The following is a 14,092-nucleotide window of genomic DNA, read 5'->3' on the forward strand; positions in this document are numbered from 1 at the left end:
ACCGCAGCCAACTCCTCACCCAGCACACCCGATCAACGACACGACCGATCAAGAAGACACGCCATCTCGGACCGCACATGACCAAGCCCTACTAGCTGGTGATTCATGTCGGCGTTCACCCGCGCTTCGGGTAACCCGTCTGCCTCGACCGCGCGCTGACCGCGCTGCGGGAGCAGGGGTGCTCGGTGCCGGAGGCGGACGTGGCGTGGTTGTCGCCGCTCATGCACCCACATCGGCATCGACGGGCACTACAGCTTCCACCTGCCCGACTTCGGGGGTGCGCACCGCCCGCTGCGCGACCCGGACGACGACGAGTGATGGCTCCTACCACTGATACGAGGCAGTGCGTGGACCGCGACCGCGGTGCGTGTATCGGAGACTGTGGCTCACGCTGGAACACCACAGTTGGTCGGCAGGAAAAGAGGCTGGGCGGGATGACGTGCGGCTGGTAGCGTGCGGGAGACCGTGACGTCGCGCGAGGAGGTGAGACCCATGAACGCTGTATCTGTGTGGGTGCTCCCCCTCTTCGTCACGGCCGGGCGATTGACGTAGGTGTCGCCGGGAGCGCCTCGACAACAAGGCACTCCCGAAAGGCAACAACCTATGCACTCTGTGCAGTTCACCGCCGAGTCGTCGTCGAACGGCATGGTCGAACGCGACTTCATCGCGGGCGAGATCCCCGGCGTCCTCTGGTCGCCGGCCTCCAGCGCAGCCGATCGCGCGCCCCTAGTGCTGATGGGGCACGGCGGCGGCACGCACAAGAAGGCACCGGCCATGGCGGGCCGCGCACAGCGCCTCGTGACCGGCTGCGGCTTCCACGTCGCCGTCATTGACGCGCCCGGTCACGGCGACCGGCCGCGCACGGCGCACGACGAGCAGGAGATCGCCGCGCTGTACCGGGCGAGGGCGGCGGGCGAGCCGGAAGGCCCGATCGTCGTCCGCTACAACGCGCACCTGGCGGAGCTCGCCGTGCCCGAGTGGCGGGCGACCCTGGATGCCCTCCAGGAACTTCCGGAGATCGGCGCCGATGGGCCGGTCGGCTACTTCGGCATCAACATGGGAACCGCAATCGGAGTGCCGCTGGTGGCGATCGAACCCAGGATCACCGCCGCGGTCTTCGGTCAGCACTGGCCCGATGTCCTGGCCGAGAAGGCGAAGCAGATCACCATCCCGATCGAGTTCGACATGCAGTGGGATGACGAGCACATCCCGCGCGAGGCCGGTCTTGCGCTGTTCGACGCCTTCGCCTCGAAGGAGAAGACGTTGCACGCCAACGCGGGCAAGCACAAGGAGCTGCCCAGGTTCGAGGCTGACAGCGCGGTCCGCTTCTTCGCCCGGCACTTCGGCCGAGCGGTCACCTCGCTGGCCTGACGTGCGCGGTTGCGGCGTCCGGCTTGCCAGCTGGGCGCCGCAACCGCGGCCCCGGGTTGAGGCTGCGTATCCAGATGGTGGATCCGCGTAGTTGGAGCCCCGCCATGTAGCTCGCGGGCGTCTTGTCGTAGCGCGTGGCCAGGCCCCGCCATGCCCGGATCTTGTTGATGCAGCGTTCCACCGTGTTGCGCTCCTTGTACTGCTCAGCGTCATGGGCCACCGGTCGACCACCGTCCCTGCCGCGCTTCTTGCGGTTCGCGGCCTGGTCGGCCTTTTCCGGGATCACCGCATTGATCCCGCGTCTGCGCAGGTGGGCGCGGTTGGCTCGCGAGGAGTACGCCAACCGGCAGGAACGGCTCGATCAACTGCCAATCTTCATCGGTGAGTTGCGCACGAGGCACACCTGCATTCCTGCCGGAGGACCACCCCGACCGGGGGCGAGAAACCTGATTCTGGTTATAGCCGAAGAGAGGGCTTAAAAGTCCCAGATGAGGCTGTTGTTCTCAACGCGCGCGTGAAGTCCGGCGAACGGTGTGCTGTCGGTGGTGCTGCCGTGTTCCGGGGCGCTACTCACGGAGGAGATGAAACGGGCGAGAGAGGGGGCGTACATCCTTGGGTAGTAGGTTTCGGTGTAGCGGAGGACGGGGCAGGCCGGGTGTCCGGTGTCGAGAAGAAATCCGTCGTGGCCTTCGGCCTCCTCGGCGAAGGGAATCCACGTCGGCATCCACCAGTCGGGGTCGTCGTTCTCGTGGGTGATGCTGACGTAGCGGGCATGCTGCTGGGTAATCATCTGGCAGTTCAGGAGCACCTTCCCGCCGGGTATGAGCCGGGAGCGCGGGTCGCACACCGGGCCGGGATGCCCTTTGAGGATCTGCACGGTGTCCTTGGCGGTGGAGCCGTTGTTCAGACGTAGCAGGCTTTCAGACCGTCCGGCACGCGATGGTCGAGAGTGTCAGCGAGGGCCTGGATGTCGGCATCGGTGGCCGGCGGGTTCAGGGTCTCGAAGCTGGCCGGGGCGTTGGTCTCAAGCCAGCGGATGATTCTGGCCCAGGCTGCTGCGACGTCGTGTATGTGGAGCATGGGGTGTTCCTTTCTTTTCGCGCTGGTCAAGAGGCCCCGCGCCGTGGCGCCAGCCTGTGCGGTCAGGTCCCGGGTAAGAACAGACGACCACGCCCGACCAGGACGAAGGCCTGATCCTGATTGCAACCGCAGGCAGGGCCTGGCTAGGGTCGGGCAGAGCCCTGGACGGCAACGGCAGCGTCGGCGGTTTCCGCACGGCCCATGGTCAGCCGCAACGTCACGGCAGCCGCGACTCCCGCCACCAGACCGAAGGTCAGGGCGGCAGGGACACCACCACCGAGGCCGGCGGACAGATATTGCAGCTCCCAGCGCAGGCCCGCCCCGTCCGTCGCCATCTGCAGCACCTGGCTCGCCAGCAGCCCGAGGACGGTCGCGCAGACCGCGCCGACCGCCATCGCCGGAACGGTGACTCGAGTGAGTAGTCCGGGCAGCCACCGCAGCGCCCACCACACCACGGCGAGCAGCAGCACGTCGGCGGCCCGGTGCAGCAGCCAGTCGCCGGGCGGCGCACCCGCCGGGCCCGTCCAGGCGCCGAGCAGCAGCCACTGGCGCAGGAGGTCTCCCGGCTCGGAGAACAGCCCACTGCCGGTGAAGGCCGTCTGGAGGGTGGCGGCGACCGGCTGGTACGAGAGGACGACCAAGGACAGTGCGATCACCGCGGTCCCGGCGGTGGCGGCCAGGCGGGCGGCGCGCGCCGGAACGGTCTCCCGCGACAGCGGGCCGGCGCCCTCGGCGGTGACCCGTGCGACGAGCACCGTCCCCGCCGCTGCGACGAGCGCGGCCACCACCAGGATCTGCCGCCCGGACGAGATCACGCTCGCCAGTTGGGGCAGGAGGCGGTAACTGCCGTGTCCCTGCGAGGCGATCAGCCACGGCGCGGAGACGGTCACCGCCAGGGTCCCGGCCACCAGGCCCCAGGCCCACACCGTGAGCAGCGCGGCCGGCATCCGGCCGTGCACCGGCGGCAGCCTGCGGACCAGGAGCAGCGCCCCGGGCACGAAGAGGGCGAAGAGCGCACCGAACCGGATCTGCAGCGCGGTGTGGTACAGCGCGAGGTAGCGGGTGCTGTCGGTCTCGGCCGTGTCCCCGACCCCGCCGGACACCCCGGCGCCGAACTGGAACGAGGCCGGAGGGTCGTACGACCAGGGGATGAGCCAGTGTTCGAGCTCGGCGGCGGCCCGGCCACCGATCACGCCGGTGGTGCCCGGCAGGTGCAGTGCCTGCGTACTCGCCCCCGCCCACCACAGAAGCGCCGTGAGCAGCAGCCCTCCGGCCAGTGCCGGTATCGCCGCGCGCCGGTATGTCATGTGTCCCCCGCCTTGACTGCTCATCCCATGAATCCCTGGTCATGGAGATTACGAGGCGCTGATCACATGCGGATCACGGTCGTACGGTGACTTGCCCGGACAACGGGGACGACGGCGCGAGTTCGACGTCGAGGACGAGACGACCGGACAGTCGGCGATCTCGCGTGGCTCCGGCCAGGGCCGAGTCCAGTGCCCTCCGCACTGTTCGCTACGTCACGCCGTGTTTGCGCTCAAGTTCCCGCATCAACATGCCGCCTCGGCGGTCACGCCGGATCGTGTCCCGGAGGCCGTTTTTCGGATCATCCGACACCGCCGATGAAGCGCACCTCCGGATACCGGGGCGACGGTCCTTCGAGGACCGGGGCGCGACGGCCGCGCAGGTGAAGGTCGAAGTAGGCGAGCAGGAAGCGCCGCTGGACGTCGATGCCGCGTGTCCCGTCGAGCGAGCCTATGAACTCGGCCAGCTGTTCGTCGGTCGCTCCGAGCCGCGCGGCGACCTGAGGCATGAACGTCTCGTAGTCCGTGAATGAGAAGTGCCGGGTACCGGTCAGTCGGAGATGGCGGCGCCAGCCTCGCAGCCGGGGCCAGACCTCGGGCCAGCTCGGTTTGTTGTCCGCGTCCTCGCCCATCAGGAGGAACGGCTTGCGCAGCCCCTTGGTCACCACCGGACCGAAGAGGCTGCCGTCGAGATTCGCGCCCGCCACGATCGGTGTCCCTGCCGCCATCGCCGAGGCCGTGGTCGCACCACCCAGGGAGTGGCCGAACATGGCGGTCCTGGACAGGTCGAGGATGTCGCCGAGTCCGTGCGGGAGGTTCCGGCGGCCCCGTACGCGCCGTGACAGCTCCTCCAGTACGAAACGGGTATCGGCCACCCGCACGTCGACCGCCTTGAGGATCACCGGGTCGTCGTCCTCCCCCGTGAGAGGTGGCATCGCGTACTTCTCGACCCGGCCACCGGGGAACTCGACCTGCCCGGCGTCATATGTGTGGTCGATGGTGACCACGATGTATCCGTGGCTGACGAGCTCCTCGACAAGCGCCGTGCTGGAGCTGCGGTGCTGACCGTGCCCGTGGGAGTAGAGGATCACCGGGCGTCGGCCCCCGCGCGTGTCCGCCGCTGTGCCGATACGGGCGTGCGTGTCCGGCAGCGTGGCGTACTCGGGGAGGAGATACCCCGTCTGCTGGAAGACCTTCGCGGCCTGTCCTGTCATCCATGGCGCCCTGGGCTGGCCGGCGGCTGCGCGTGCGGGGTACCAGAGCTGAACCATCAGCTCCCGCACCGGCCGCGTAGCGACCCAGGGGTCCCGGCGGCTGCGGTCGCTGAGATGCAGCGCCACGGTGCCGAGGGCATGGGGACCGCTCGGTCGCGGAAGGACGAGCCGTACGGGCGGCTGCACATCACCCGGCGCTCGGCGGGGCGACGCGGCGACGACGGGGGTGCCGGAGGCGGCGGTCACAGCGAGTCCCGCGGCGAGCGCGGTGCCCGTGGTCACCATCCTTCTCCTGCTGATTCCGTCGGTCCTGCTGGTCCTGAGGGTGCTGCTCGGTGAGGACGAGGCCGGATGCGGCATGGCGATCTCCTTCGCGGGTCGTACGCGCGGTGCGCAGGGAACGTGGGTGCCCTACCGAAAGGCTAGGAACCGCACTGTCGGCGAACTGCTGCGATTCCTCATCGCTTTCACTGACATTTGTCACTCAGCCGTCGTCGCACGGAGGAGGCCGGGCATGCGCGTGGCGGCGGACAAGCAGGATGGCCGATGCGAACGCCGGTGGTGGCCGACCGGAGCCGGTCAGGGACGTTCGGATGCCTCGAAGCCGATCCGGCTCAGCCGAACCGGTCGAAGAGGCTCCGGACGTACTCCTCCAGCCGCCCCTTGAGCACGTCGGCCGTCAGATCGGTCCGTCCCAGTTCCCGCCACGGGACCGCGACCTCCTCCGCGTCCGGCGCTTACGCCGGCGCGTCCAGCAAACGCCAGTAGAGATGGTCCGTCCCGCTCCGGGCCAACCGCCCGCCCGCGCCCGTGTACTCCTCGGCGAAGCTCATCCCGGCCGGGACACCGTGCAGCAGCGCCAGCGCGGTCGAGCAGTGGGCGACGTCCAGGTCTGCGGGGCCCAGGAGGTCTCGACCCAGTCGACGACCCCGCTGATGTGCTGAGCTGTGCGGCCGGATCGACGCGTTGGTGTACCCGGCCGGGCTGGGGGCGTATGTGTCGCCGTTGTTCAGCCCTGCGGCGGGGTGAGCGCCTTGAAGCTGGGGCGGATCGCTGCCGCGGCCGCGGCAGCGGCCGCACCTTCATCGCCGGCACCCTGGTCGCGCAGCACGGCCAGGTCCGTGATCGTCTCGCCGCCGTCGGCGAGCATGACCGCGAGATCAGCGGCGATGCGGCCCGGGTCATGACCGGTGCCACGCGGCCGCAGCGGGCCGAGCGCGGTGGAGTACGCGTGGGCCAGCCCGGTCACCTCGGCAAGATCCGCCAACAGCCGTGCCCCGGCATGCCGCACCAGCCCGAACCGTCAGCACTGACATAGATCTTGGGACGCGAACCGATAACCTGCACGCAGAAAGTGCCTTCCGCTTGGTACGACAGACCCCCTCGACAAGGTTCATCGTCCCAGCCCAGAAGGCACTTTCGCGTTCCGGGCGACCAGCTGTACCCGCCGCAACCGAAACGGCGAGGTCAGCCGACTCTGGAGCCAGAGGCTGATGGCGCCGGCCAGGGCAGTGCCGGTGCCACAGCAGACACCGCGGAGCAGTCGACCGGCTGCCACGCGACGCCGGATGAGAATCCAATGCGCTAATCGCGCTCCGGGTCCGGGAGGGACGGGCTGGCTGCGTTCGGGATCAGCGCTCACGAGTCGCTCCTTGAGAAGGGATGGCATGGTGAGGCAGCCCATGCCGGGTGTTGCGGCAGGGGTCGGGCTTGTGAGTGAAGGCCGACTCAGCCAGGGCTGGGGAGAGAACTGCCCGCTACCGATTTGGGACTAGGTGAAACGGGTACGCCTCAACTTCCACCCCGTCGGGCCTCATCCGCCCGAACCGGCCCTCACCGTCCCTGGCGGGCCTACGCTGAATCCGGCGGTCCCCATGCCGCCCGCGCCCCTGGGAGGCCCCGTGTCACAGCCCGTGGAAGCCGGCCCGAACCCGAACCCGCCTTCGTACCCGCCGAAGACCCCGCCACCACCGAAGAAGCCGCCGTCACCGCCCCGGCCGGACGTCCACGGCCCGGTGGTGCCGATGGCGCGTCGTGGGGTGGGCATGGTGAACCGCAGGGGTGCGAACTGGTGCCTGGAGTCAGCCCCGTGGGCGGCCGGGAAGGCCCGTGCCGCGGTGGTGGAGCAGCTGGTGAAGTGGAAGTACCGGCCGGTCCCGGAGACGGTTGCCGCGGTGGAGGCGGTCACGACGCTGCTCGTCGAGGCTGCGGTCGCCGACAGCGGCACGAAGGTGTCCGTGCACTTGTCGGATCAGGACGGGCAGGCGTGCATCCTCGCCCTCTCCCACCACACCACCCTGACGACGGGTCACGACGACGGCGGTGGCGACGTCCTGCACCGGATCACCGCACACCAGGCAGTCACAGGGTGCGGGACGGACACCGGGCCCGACGGGCGCCGCATCTGGGCCGTCATCACCCTCTGATACAGGCGCCTGCACGTGGATCGGCACACATGTTCCGCGGCCGTTCTTCCGGCATACTCGCTGCAGTTGGGGTCGGGACCATCGTCAACTACCCTGCGAATGCATCCATTTCGCCCGAAGAAACCCCCGGACGGACCATCGGACCACTCATCCGGCGGCCATGACGTAGAGTGCCGGACGCACAACACGTCAGACAACGCAAAGAGAGCCCTGCACCGGCTACTTGGTTGGTAGCCCTTGGCCGGTGGTGAGCTCTCTGCGTGTTGTCCTCAACCACCAGGAAGAAGGACGCCGAATGTCCACTCAAGAAGAGCAGTGCCCCCACAGGCTCGCCCAGGGAAACACCTGTGTCAAGCACGCCACGCAAGTACCAACGTCGACTAACCAGGTCGTGGCGCCTCAGCAGACGGCTCGCCGCCAGATTGCGGGCTCGTTCGGAGCAGGCGCGGCCTGGGCGTCGGGTAAGGCAGGTAATGGGTGGGCTGATCAAGCTCTACAACGCCTTGTAGCCCGTTCTGGTGGTGCGGGCACCGTCGACGCCCGCCACCACCACGAGCAGTGAAGGACTGTCACGCGGTGGCGTCGGTGTCCTCAAGGTCGTCTTCGTCGACGAAGTGCCCGCCCATGTGGGACAGCGGCCCGGTGGCTTCGCGGAGTGCGGCGTGGGCGACGGCAATGCTCTGATCAACGACCCGTCCGACGCGGCCGGTGAACGCCCCGTCGGGGACGCACTGCTGATTCTGCCCGACCGGGGCTGACCCAGCCCGATCCGAGAAGGCCCGAGCCAGCGACCACCCACCGCCAGGAGCCGCCATGACCGCCGTCCCGATCCGACGAGCCCGCCTCCTGCTCGTCCTTGCCGCGCTGCTGCTCACTCTGGCGTCGACCCCGCCGGCGCCGGCCACCGCGTCGACAGTGTCACCCGCCGCGGAAGCGGGCGGGCTCGGGCCCTCGTCCCGGGGTGCCGAGGTCGTCGCGGTCACCCAGGTCGCCGACCGGCAGGTCGACTTGTCGGTCCGTTCACCGGCCCTCGGCGGCCGGACGGTGAACGTGCGTCTGCTCACGCCCGATGGCTGGGACCCGGGCGACCCGAGCTGGCACTGGCCGACCCTCTGGCTGCTGCACGGCTGCTGCGGGGACTACACGTCGTGGACGAGTCAGACCGACGTCGCGCGGACCGACAGCCTGCGCGACGTCCTCGTGGTCATGCCGGAGGCCGGCTGGAACGGCTGGTACAGCGACTGGTGGAACTACGGCCAGGGCGGTGACCCGGCGTGGGAGACCTTCCACACCAAGGAGCTGCGCCTCCTTCTTGAGCACGACTGGGGGGCGAGCAGGAACCGCGTCGTGGCGGGACTTTCGATGGGTGGCCAGGGCGCCCTGCTGTATGCCGCCCGGCACCCCGGGATGTTCAAGGCGGCTGCGGCGCACTCCGGCTCCGTGCACCCGCTGCTCAACGACGAGTCGGTGAACCGCATCATGGGGTTCTTCGCCGGTACGGGCAACGACCCGCTGAGGGTCTGGGGCGACCCGGTTGCGCAACGTGATGTCTGGGCGGCCCACGACCCGTTCCACCTGGCCAAGCGCCTCAAGCCGATCCCCGTCTACCTGTCCTGCGGTGACGGCACCACCGGCCCCTTGGACCCGCCGGGCAGCACGAGCGCGCTCGAGGCGGACTTCAACAGGCAGAACCAGACCCTTGCGAGCGAGCTCGAACGCAGTGGCGCGAAGCACGTGACCACCCACTTCTACGGACCGGGGACCCATGGCTGGGCGTACTGGCAGCGTGAGTTGCACTCCTCGCTGCCGATGCTGCTCCACGCTTTGCGGGCCGGCCGCTGAACGGCCATGTGCCGAGATCATCCGCCCGGGCATCCCCGCCGCGCCGTGGCCGGCCGTGTCCGGGACGAGCCCCCGTCCGGGCAAGGGAGATCGTGGGACCGTCACCAGTTACGGTGATCTCGTCCGCATGCTGTGCCAGTTCGACCACCGGCTCGGTCCGGGTGTCCCGCCCCCGAAACCGCCCGTCGCCCCGCCTCCGCTGGAAAGATTCGGTCCATGAACGACAGCACCCCCGGCGAGAAGGCCCGCGAGCTGCTTACCCAGGCATCCCAGCACCCGGTTGCCAGTCCTCAGCGCGACGCTCTGGTGGCCGAAGCCGCTGTGTGGGCACGGCTGGAGCACGCAGCCGTCATGGAGCATCACACGGCCGCAGCGGTCGACATCGAGTCCGCCCTGGCCTCCTTCGCCGACCCCGTGCAGAAACTCGGCAGGGAGCTCGGCAACCTGACCGAGCACATCAAGCTCAGCCAGAAGTGAGCGAGCACGCGCAGGGAAGGCATCGCGGTGGTCACGTGCTGCGATGACGGTGAGGCGCTGGGGCAGGCCGCGCGGTGGGCTGCCCTTCGAAACCGTTGAACGCCGACTCGCGGAAGGCTCCGTCCTCGCGCTGTGCACCGACGGTCACCTCCAGGCACCGGACCCGGAAGTCGACGCCGGGCCCGACCAGCTGCCCGACACGACTGCTCGAGCAGCTCTGCGATGCCGTGGCGACCACTCTGCTGTCTGAGCCCGATCCGGTGACGCGCCCCTGCTCCTTGCCCGCCCCCACCTTCTGGAAGCAGGACGGGCCGTCCGCTGGGAGCTGCCGGTCGACCCCGCGCAGGTCGCCCGCGCCCGTACCCTCACCACCCGTCAGCTTGCCGCCCGGGGCCTGAAACCGCCCGTCCTCGCGCCCGAACTGATGGTTGGTGAGCTGGTCGTCGTCAACGCCATCCGGTACGCGCGCGGCCCGCTCTCCCTGCGCCTCATCCGCGCCGAAGTCCTCATCTGCGAGGCCTCCCACGGCAGTCTCAGGGCCTCGCACCTGCGCCGTGCGCACCAGCGACGAGGGCGCCCGCGGGGGTGACCCGGTCACCTCTCGTTGGGGCGCCCACTACGACCTCGACGGCAAGACCATCCGGGCCGAGCAACCTCTTGCTCCTGTCGGAGATCTTTTCGCAGTACCGGTCCCTGCGAGGTGAGGGCCGGAGCGATCGGGTTAGTCTCTCCGTCGTACCGGACACGGGGTGCCCCACCCGAGGGCTGAGGTCACACCCGTCGAACCTGAACCAGTTGTAGGCGGGCGCGCCGTGTGCCACGCCGGGGGCGTCCGACAGTGTCCGTGCTCACACCCTGTGCCGGGCATCCGGCAGCCCGGGGATCCGTCCGTCCGGGGCGGGTTGAGGCGTCGGCAGCTCGCTGAAGAACGACTCGGCTTCATCGCGACGGATACGCATGATCATGTCGATCAACGCGTGAGTATCGGTCTCCCCCTGCTCGGGGGAACGCGGCTCTCCTGCTGCACCGTGGCGCGCGAGCTTCCACTTCAGGTACGCATGGCTGATCGCTATCTCCGTATTACGCAGCAGAATCCACGACTGGTCGAAGCGGTAGAAGGAGCGCAGAGCCGTGACTGCGGAGATGGTCACGCCCACAAGGGACAGGAGCAGTTCCTTGTGGGCGAATTGAGAGGTGGCAAGTAGCGGAAGCAGCGCGCCGATGACGATCACAGCGATGCCGCTGATCCGATAGCCTCGTCTGTGCCAGCGTGCGCGGGCGTCGTAGAAGTGCCGCAGCCGTTGGACATACAGTTCTACTGCGGCATCTAACTCGCCATCAGCAACATTCAGAAACTCGTGCAGGGCTGGGGCTCGGAACCTTCGCACAGGTGTTTCCACGAGACCTCCCTCATATCGTAGGCCCCTGATGGGCCGTCGGCAGATACCCGTCGAAGTAGAAGTTTTCTGCCACGCGTGCCGCGCGCGCTTCAGTCTCTGCCGAGGTGACGGTCCAGGCAAGAAGCGGGATGCCACGCCGCTGCCAGAACGTGGTGTAGGGGGACGGCAGCATCTCAAGCTCGTATGCGATGAAGTCCGGAGATGTCACAAGGTTGGTGACCATCGTGCGGCCGATCAGTGCGGCCGCCCAGCCCGCAGAGCGCAATGTCCCGGAGATCTGCCCGACAGGTCTGTCATTGATCAGACGACGTAGCCGGTACACGGCTAGCGGGTCGAAGGACTGCAGAGCGACAGGACCACGGTAGTCCTGAATGCCAGCGGCTACTGCTCTCTCCAGACGCGGGCTCAACTCTGAACCCCAGCGTCGCACGTCGACGACGACAGGGATACGGCCGTCGATGACCTCCAGAGCCTGTTCGAGGGTGGGCACCGGTTCACCGGAGTCACCAAGGCGCAGCCGGCCCAAGTCCACGCGGCGAACCTGGGAGACATGCAGCGTGGTGCCTGTCATCCGCTCCAGCGTGGCATCGTGCACCACAACAAGCGTGCCGTCATGGGTCAACTGGACATCGAGCTCAACCGGGATGCCTCGCTCGACTGCGCGGCGGAAAGCCGGCAGGGAGTTCTCGGGAACGCCGAGCGCGGGGTCGAAAAGGCCACGGTGCGCGATCGGCGCGGAGAGAAGCCAGTCGAAGTCCCGCACGGGATCCCCCTACGGTAGGCACCACCACCTTCACAGATATCCCCTCAGGAAGTCCGGGGAACCTGACTCCGGGGAGCAGTACACGGTCGTCGACAAGAACCCCCTTGAAGCGCTCCGGGTCTGATGGAGGCTCAATTCCCTGAGAGGATCGAGCCTCCATCAGACCCGGAGCGCTTCAGGTTGCCGGACCGGGCTGCCTGGGGGTGGAGATACGGCTGTACCCCGGGCCAGAGCGCTTGTTCTAGAGCGTGTCCGAGGGGTCACGTGACTGTCCCGAGCGCCGCGACCAGCGGGCCCACCGCCCAGAACCGCGGCAGCAAAGGGGGGGCGACCCAACGGCTTTGACCCGGCACGGTACGCGCGCAGGAATGAAGTCGGGCGGATGATCAACAAGTTGAAGGCCCACCGGGGCGTGGCGATGCGCTTCGATGAGCGGGCTTTCATCTTCCACGGCGCGGTCGCCGCCGCGATCCGGCTCTGGATCCGCCCGTGACATTTCCAGCAGTCCCTCAGCCGGCTGTCGTTGCGATGACCGCCTGCGCGGACAGTTCGACAACGATCTCGTCCCCCTCGACGGCTGTCATCGGCTGGAACCCCAAAGAGGCCTACAGATGCCCCGCCGCAGCGTTGTCCGGGTGATACGACAGACGAAGCACCCGGCAGTCGTCACGGTCTGCCAGCCATCCCATGAGAGTGCGCGCCGCGGCCCGCCCCACCCCCTTGCCCTGCTCGGCACCATCGATCAGCGTGCCACCGATCCAGTGCGAGCCGTCCTCGTCTCGGCCCCACATGACGTGCCCCACCACCGTGTCGTCGGCGTAGACCGCAAACGAGTTCCATACGCCTTCACGCATCGACCCGGACCTGGAGTCCGGCCCGGCAGCGGAGGCGGGGACGGCTGAGCGGTTTGACACGGCGACCTTGTTCAGGACCTCTTCGTACCTGGTGTACGCGGTTCGTACGAGGTGGTGGGTGATCCGGTCGTCCACCACCTCCACGTGGCGTCGTCGACATCCTGCTGAACGTGGTCCCACTGAGTCGACCGGACGCCGCGGCCCTGGCGACGCTGGTGCGACCGGGCGGGCGGATCGTCTCGATCGCATCCCCGGTCGAGCCGCGTACTGACGCCGGAGTGACTGCGATGCACATGATCGCCCGCAGCGATGTAACGGATCTGGCGGCCCTGGTGGCACTCGTAGACGCGGGCGAGGTCACCATCGACATCAGGGAGTCACGGCCACTGTCCGAACTCGCCGACGTCTACCGACGCTGCGAGGCCGGCCGGACCCGAGGCAAGATCATCATCACTCCCTGAGCCTTGCAGACCGGTCCTTGGCATAACGCCATGCGCGAGGCAGTGGGCAGGGTCATCGGGTCTGTCGCTGATCTTGTATCGCAGACGGCCGGTTGATCGTTCCAGCAGTGTGTATTTCAGGGGGCTTACAGCAGGTGCTGCCGCACCTGTCGGCTGTGGTGACCGAGTCGGTGCAGCTGTCCATGCCGCAGCCACGGGCGAGATCTCTGAGCAGTGTTTGAAGATGCGGATCGCTTCGATTGAAGCATCCAGTGCCTCAACCAGTTCGCTCCCGGCTCTGCTGCGCACCAGGGCGAATCCCCGGAAAATCGAGGCGTAGCGAGTATTTGTGCCTGATCCCGGAATGCGTGAGCAAAGCGACCGCACCGAGGGGCTTCCTGCGTCATCCCGAGGCACGCTGCTGGTATGTGGGGGAGTGGGTGGCGGCCTGGCTACGCCGGCAACTGTCGGGCGACACCGTCGAACTGTGGACGCTGCGCGTCTCCGCTGAAGGCCCGTGCCAGGACATGGTTGTTCAGCAGAGCCCCTGCCGTCTGGCAGTGGTTGCTGTTCCATTCGGGTCAGCGAGCGGCCGTGCCGCATGCGGCAATGGCGGGAGCCGGGCAATGTGGTTGGCGGAGCCCGCCCGGGAGCCCTTCGCACGTCGACCGGGCGGGCCATGCCCTTGCCGTCCGGCGCTGCCCGGAGCGGTGCGTGGCATCTGAGCCGTGTCGGGCCCGCCACGATCCTTGGCGTGTGGTAGTGGCTTCGGGTGCTCTTGGCGTGTTCCTCCTGCTACGGAGCAGGTCCGGCAGCAGGATGGTGTGCTCAACTGACCGTCCCGGTATGGGCGTACCGGCCCGGGGTGATGCCCACGACCCGCTTGAAGTGCCGGGTGAGGTGGGACTGGTCGTAGAAGCC

Annotated in this window: 15 protein-coding genes and 3 pseudogenes; 6 read left to right on the forward strand and 12 right to left on the reverse strand. The window is 68.2% G+C overall.

What is annotated here, in order from left to right:
- Nucleotides 1-603 precede the first annotated feature (603 nt).
- On the forward strand, nucleotides 604-1,371 hold the full coding sequence (locus ACGFU7_RS45775; protein ID WP_393704522.1) for an alpha/beta hydrolase: 768 nt from the start codon (nucleotides 604-606) through the stop codon (nucleotides 1,369-1,371).
- 58 nt (nucleotides 1,372-1,429) lie between these two features.
- Here the strand turns inward: ACGFU7_RS45775 and ACGFU7_RS45780 are convergent.
- The 7 genes and pseudogenes from ACGFU7_RS45780 to ACGFU7_RS45810 form a co-directional block, all read right to left on the reverse strand.
- Nucleotides 1,430-1,711 (reverse strand): annotated as a pseudogene (locus tag ACGFU7_RS45780) (transposase); the annotation flags it as partial.
- A gap of 135 nt (nucleotides 1,712-1,846) precedes the next feature.
- Entirely contained in the window at nucleotides 1,847-2,248 is a 402-nt protein-coding gene (locus ACGFU7_RS45785; RefSeq protein WP_393704524.1) for a hypothetical protein, read from the reverse strand.
- A 26-nt stretch (nucleotides 2,249-2,274) separates the two neighbouring features.
- Nucleotides 2,275-2,451 (reverse strand): hypothetical protein, encoded by a 177-nt coding sequence (locus tag ACGFU7_RS45790; RefSeq protein WP_393704526.1) that lies wholly within the window; start codon nucleotides 2,449-2,451, stop codon nucleotides 2,275-2,277.
- Between the two features lie 143 nt (nucleotides 2,452-2,594).
- Nucleotides 2,595-3,758 carry a hypothetical protein gene (locus ACGFU7_RS45795; protein ID WP_393704528.1) on the reverse strand — a complete coding sequence of 388 codons (1,164 nt, stop codon included), beginning with the start codon at nucleotides 3,756-3,758 and terminating at the stop codon, nucleotides 2,595-2,597.
- 299 nt (nucleotides 3,759-4,057) lie between these two features.
- Nucleotides 4,058-5,254, reverse strand: a complete 1,197-nt coding sequence (locus tag ACGFU7_RS45800; RefSeq protein ID WP_393704530.1) for an alpha/beta hydrolase family protein — start codon at nucleotides 5,252-5,254, stop codon at nucleotides 4,058-4,060.
- A 329-nt stretch (nucleotides 5,255-5,583) separates the two neighbouring features.
- A pseudogene (locus ACGFU7_RS45805) lies at nucleotides 5,584-5,906 on the reverse strand (aminoglycoside phosphotransferase family protein); the annotation flags it as partial.
- 153 nt (nucleotides 5,907-6,059) lie between these two features.
- A pseudogene (locus ACGFU7_RS45810) lies at nucleotides 6,060-6,346 on the reverse strand (IS1380 family transposase); the annotation flags it as partial.
- Nucleotides 6,347-6,870: 524 nt separating this feature from the next.
- Here ACGFU7_RS45810 and ACGFU7_RS45815 point away from each other — a divergent pair.
- From ACGFU7_RS45815 to ACGFU7_RS45830, 4 genes are all read left to right on the forward strand, one after another.
- Nucleotides 6,871-7,395 carry a hypothetical protein gene (locus ACGFU7_RS45815; protein ID WP_393704532.1) on the forward strand — a complete coding sequence of 175 codons (525 nt, stop codon included), beginning with the start codon at nucleotides 6,871-6,873 and terminating at the stop codon, nucleotides 7,393-7,395.
- A 518-nt stretch (nucleotides 7,396-7,913) separates the two neighbouring features.
- Nucleotides 7,914-8,153 carry a hypothetical protein gene (locus ACGFU7_RS45820; RefSeq protein WP_393704547.1) on the forward strand — a complete coding sequence of 80 codons (240 nt, stop codon included), beginning with the start codon at nucleotides 7,914-7,916 and terminating at the stop codon, nucleotides 8,151-8,153.
- Nucleotides 8,154-8,208: 55 nt separating this feature from the next.
- On the forward strand, nucleotides 8,209-9,237 hold the full coding sequence (locus ACGFU7_RS45825) for an alpha/beta hydrolase (RefSeq protein ID WP_393704534.1): 1,029 nt from the start codon (nucleotides 8,209-8,211) through the stop codon (nucleotides 9,235-9,237).
- Nucleotides 9,238-9,453: 216 nt separating this feature from the next.
- A complete protein-coding gene (locus ACGFU7_RS45830) occupies nucleotides 9,454-9,714 on the forward strand; it encodes a hypothetical protein (RefSeq protein ID WP_393704536.1) in 261 nt (86 codons plus the stop codon).
- A gap of 31 nt (nucleotides 9,715-9,745) precedes the next feature.
- On the opposite strand, the gene ACGFU7_RS45835 is transcribed toward ACGFU7_RS45830, so the two are convergent.
- From ACGFU7_RS45835 to ACGFU7_RS45850, 4 genes are all read right to left on the reverse strand, one after another.
- Nucleotides 9,746-10,240: a hypothetical protein gene (locus tag ACGFU7_RS45835; protein ID WP_393704538.1), complete on the reverse strand. Its 495-nt coding sequence runs from the start codon at nucleotides 10,238-10,240 to the stop codon at nucleotides 9,746-9,748.
- A gap of 322 nt (nucleotides 10,241-10,562) precedes the next feature.
- Nucleotides 10,563-11,114, reverse strand: coding sequence for a DUF4231 domain-containing protein (locus ACGFU7_RS45840; protein ID WP_393704540.1), 552 nt, complete (start codon nucleotides 11,112-11,114; stop codon nucleotides 10,563-10,565).
- A 10-nt stretch (nucleotides 11,115-11,124) separates the two neighbouring features.
- On the reverse strand, nucleotides 11,125-11,877 hold the full coding sequence (locus ACGFU7_RS45845) for a glycerophosphodiester phosphodiesterase family protein (protein ID WP_393704541.1): 753 nt from the start codon (nucleotides 11,875-11,877) through the stop codon (nucleotides 11,125-11,127).
- A 605-nt stretch (nucleotides 11,878-12,482) separates the two neighbouring features.
- Nucleotides 12,483-12,875, reverse strand: coding sequence for a GNAT family N-acetyltransferase (locus tag ACGFU7_RS45850; protein ID WP_393704543.1), 393 nt, complete (start codon nucleotides 12,873-12,875; stop codon nucleotides 12,483-12,485).
- A gap of 14 nt (nucleotides 12,876-12,889) precedes the next feature.
- Between ACGFU7_RS45850 and ACGFU7_RS45855 the strand changes: the two genes are divergently transcribed.
- Nucleotides 12,890-13,192, forward strand: a complete 303-nt coding sequence (locus ACGFU7_RS45855; RefSeq protein ID WP_393704544.1) for a zinc-binding dehydrogenase — start codon at nucleotides 12,890-12,892, stop codon at nucleotides 13,190-13,192.
- Between the two features lie 807 nt (nucleotides 13,193-13,999).
- Here ACGFU7_RS45855 and ACGFU7_RS45860 read toward each other — a convergent pair.
- The coding region (locus ACGFU7_RS45860; RefSeq protein ID WP_393704546.1) for an AraC family transcriptional regulator at nucleotides 14,000-14,092 on the reverse strand (93 nt) is incomplete at its 5' end.

This window comes from Streptomyces sp. NPDC048473 (assembly GCF_043200155.1).
Classification (GTDB): Bacteria; Actinomycetota; Actinomycetes; order Streptomycetales; family Streptomycetaceae; genus Streptomyces.

Coding starts and splice junctions, on each gene's coding strand:
- ACGFU7_RS45775 (WP_393704522.1), top strand. CDS start 604: ATGCACTCTGTGCAGTTCACCGCCGAGTCGTCGTCGAACGGCATGGTC.
- ACGFU7_RS45790 (WP_393704526.1), bottom strand. CDS start 2,451: ATGCTCCACATACACGACGTCGCAGCAGCCTGGGCCAGAATCATCCGC.
- ACGFU7_RS45795 (WP_393704528.1), bottom strand. CDS start 3,758: ATGACATACCGGCGCGCGGCGATACCGGCACTGGCCGGAGGGCTGCTG.
- ACGFU7_RS45800 (WP_393704530.1), bottom strand. CDS start 5,254: ATGGTGACCACGGGCACCGCGCTCGCCGCGGGACTCGCTGTGACCGCC.
- ACGFU7_RS45825 (WP_393704534.1), top strand. CDS start 8,209: ATGACCGCCGTCCCGATCCGACGAGCCCGCCTCCTGCTCGTCCTTGCC.
- ACGFU7_RS45830 (WP_393704536.1), top strand. CDS start 9,454: ATGAACGACAGCACCCCCGGCGAGAAGGCCCGCGAGCTGCTTACCCAG.